This is a genomic window from Maribacter litoralis (assembly GCF_902506355.1).
GTDB classification, from domain to species: domain Bacteria; phylum Bacteroidota; class Bacteroidia; order Flavobacteriales; family Flavobacteriaceae; genus Maribacter; species Maribacter litoralis.
In genome coordinates this window covers 1-3,423 of record NZ_LR733272.1, presented here as the reverse complement: position 1 = coordinate 3,423, position 3,423 = coordinate 1, and the positions used below count along the sequence as shown (strand labels likewise).

General features: G+C 38.8%; 1 protein-coding gene. It reads left to right on the top strand.

The features are described from left to right. The coding region (locus tag EXIGUO8A_RS18720) for a beta strand repeat-containing protein (RefSeq protein ID WP_159304576.1) at positions 1-3,423 on the top strand (3,423 nt) is incomplete at both ends.

The window sequence follows — 3,423 nt, the reverse complement described above, 5'->3', positions numbered from 1 at the left end:
AATATACTGTAGCAACTGAAATCAGTGCAGCAGCAGGAAACAATCTTACAGTAGAAACAGACGGACTTTTCGCAGCCGATGATCAAATTGCAGCTGAGGTTGAAGTGACCCCTGCAGGAAACATCACTACAAATGATGTACAATCAGCTTTAGAGGAGTTAGACGGTATTATTACGTCTAGCGAACTTACAACCACGGTTGTTGAGGGAGACGGGGTAGATGTTACATCGACGGTAGTTGGTAACAATACGGAATATACGGTGGCAACTGAAATCAGTGCAGCAGCAGGAAACAATCTTACAGTAGAAACAGACGGACTTTTTGCAGCCGACGACCAAAATGCAGCTGAGGTTAATTTAGTTACTCCATTAGATGTAGATGGAGATACTGTGAACGAAACAACAGTTGAAGAAGCTATTGCTGATATTGTTGCTAATAGTAGTGATAATCAAGATTTAACGGGAGCTAACTTAAATGGATCAAATCAACTTCAAATAGATATTCAAAGAGGGGCTTCTACAACAGTAGATTTATCATCTTTGAGCGAAACAGTAATTGCTGGTTCAGGTGCTGTAACTGTTAATGATGATGGTAATGGAAATTATACAATTAATTCTATTGATTCTGACGAAGATGAAACTAACGAATTAGCAGTATTAGCGCCAGGACCACCAAGTACAAACGGTGTAAACTCTGGTGATACTTATGTTGATACTGATAATGGTCAATTATACGCATGGGATGGAACAACTTGGCAACAGGTTGGTGGTAGTGCAGCACCAGATGCTGATCCAAATCCGGAAAATGAACTTTCAGATATATCATTAACAAATACTACGTTAGAACTTACGAATCCTGCACCAGGTGCAACTGGGGTTGATTTGAATAATATGTTCGCTACGGATATGGAATTATCAGATGCTATTACAGCTAGTGAGGCGTTAGATTTAGATAAAGATAATCAGAACGAATTACAAGATTTAGAAGAGGTTCTATTAAGAGACCCAAGTGCAGGAGGTATTGTTATTACTGATGTTGGTACTCCGGTTAATGCAAACGATGCTGTTAATAAGGCATATGTAGATAACCTAGCTGATGATGATGTTAGTGTAACCAACACGGCTGCGGGTAATAGAATTGCTACAATTTCTGAACCTGGTATTACTGCTGTAGATATTAATGAATCGGTTACGACATTAAGCGATGCTGATGCTGATGGAATTTTCGAATATGTATCTGAAAACAATACCACTACTTCTTTTGACGGTACTGATGACCAAAATGCTACTGAAGTTGATTTAGCCACTCCATTAGATGTTGATGGAGATTTGGTTAATGAAACTACGGTAGAGGAAGCTATTGCAGATTTAGCGAATAATAGTAGTGACAATCAAGATTTGGAGCTAAATAGCGGCACAAATATCTTGAGTCTGACCAATGATTCTTCTACAGTTGATTTAACTCCTTATGTAAATGATGATACCAACGAGATTCAAGATTTAGAATTAACGGGAGATAACCTAACGTTGACCAACGACCCAACTGCAACTGTAATTGACTTATCTGATTACCGAGAAACGGTAGTTGGCACAGGTGATATTTCTGTAACCAATAATGGAAGTGGAGAATACACGGTCGATTATGTAGACGGTGATAAGAGTGATACTAACGAAATTCAAAATGCGGCAGAGGTAGATTTAGTAACTCCTATAGACGTTGATGGAGATTTGGTTAATGAAACAACAGTAGAAGAGGCTATTGCAGATTTAGCGAATAATAGCAGTGATAATCAAAATTTAACAGGAGCGACATTAAACGGTTCAAATCAGCTACAGATAGATATAGAAAGAGGAAGTTCTACAAATGTCGATTTATCATCTTTGAGCGAGACAGTAACTGCAGGTACAGGAGCTATAAGAGTTGATGATGATGGTAATGGAAATTACACGGTAAATTCTACTGATTCTGATGAAGATGAAACCAATGAGATTCAAGATTTAACATACGATCCTGCAACTCAGATTTTAAATATTACAGACAATCCTACAGCTACTGATATTGATTTATCTGGATTAGTTAATACTGATGAACAAGCTTTACAATTAATAGGTGATAACCTGACCTTAACAAATGACCCTACAGCTACGGCTATAGATTTATCAGATTACAGGGAAACAGTTTCGGGTTCAGGAGATATTTCTGTAACAAATGATGGCAATGGTAATTATACGGTTGACTATGTTGATGGAGATAATGATTCGACAAACGAATTGACACAAAGAGGAAATGGTGGACCGACAGGAACATCAACTGAGGGTACCACGTATGTTGATACCGATTCGGGTCAATTATATGTTTATGATTCAGGAGCATGGCAGCCTGTTGGTGGCAGTGCAATTCCTGGCGATGCTAGTGATGCAAATGAGCTAATAACTTCTTTCGGAGTTGTGGGACCAAACCTTCGTATAACTGAAGCGGGCACTGATTTTGATGTTCCTTTGAGTGATATAGGAACGGACAGTCAAGATCTTTCTTTAACGGGAGATAATCTAACATTGACCAACGATCCAACTGCAACGGCTATAGATTTATCTGATTATAGAGAAACAGTATCGGGTACAGGAGATATTTCTGTTACCGATGATGGAAACGGTAATTATACAGTTGACTATGTTGATGGCGATAAGAGTGATACCAATGAGATCCAGGATTTATCTTATGACCCTTCAACTCAGACATTAAATATAACGAACAATCCATCGGCTACTGATATTGATTTATCCGCGTTAGTAAGTTCGGATAATCAGAATATTGAAAATTTAGCATTTTCTGGTACAACGTTAACCGTAGGAATTGAGGATGGAACTTCTCAAACAGTTAGTCTTGCTGAATTAGCGGATAATCAAAGTATTACTGGTTCAGGTTTATCGGGGAATACTTTGACAATTGGAATAGAAGATGGATCGAGTGAGACCGTCGATTTATCTCCTTTAGCGGACAATCAAAGTATTAGCGGTTCAGTTTTATCTGGAAACACTTTGACTATCGGTATTGAGGACGGGTCGAGCGAAACGGTAGACTTATCATCATTAAATGAAACAGTAGTTGGTACGAATGACATCACTGTAACCGATGATGGTAATGGCAATTATACGGTTGATTATATAGATGGAGATAACGACGATGAAAACGAAATAGAATTACCAGAAGGAGGAAATAATGGTCAAGTACTTTCTACTGATGGTTCAGGAACATATACTTGGGTAGATCCGGATTCAGGTCCGGCTGGAACAAACGGAGCAGACGGAAACGGCATAGCATCCACGACCGATAACGGAGACGGTACATTTACATTGACCTACGATGACGGAACAACTTTCACTACGTCGGATTTAACAGGTCCTCAAGGAACTCCTGGAAATA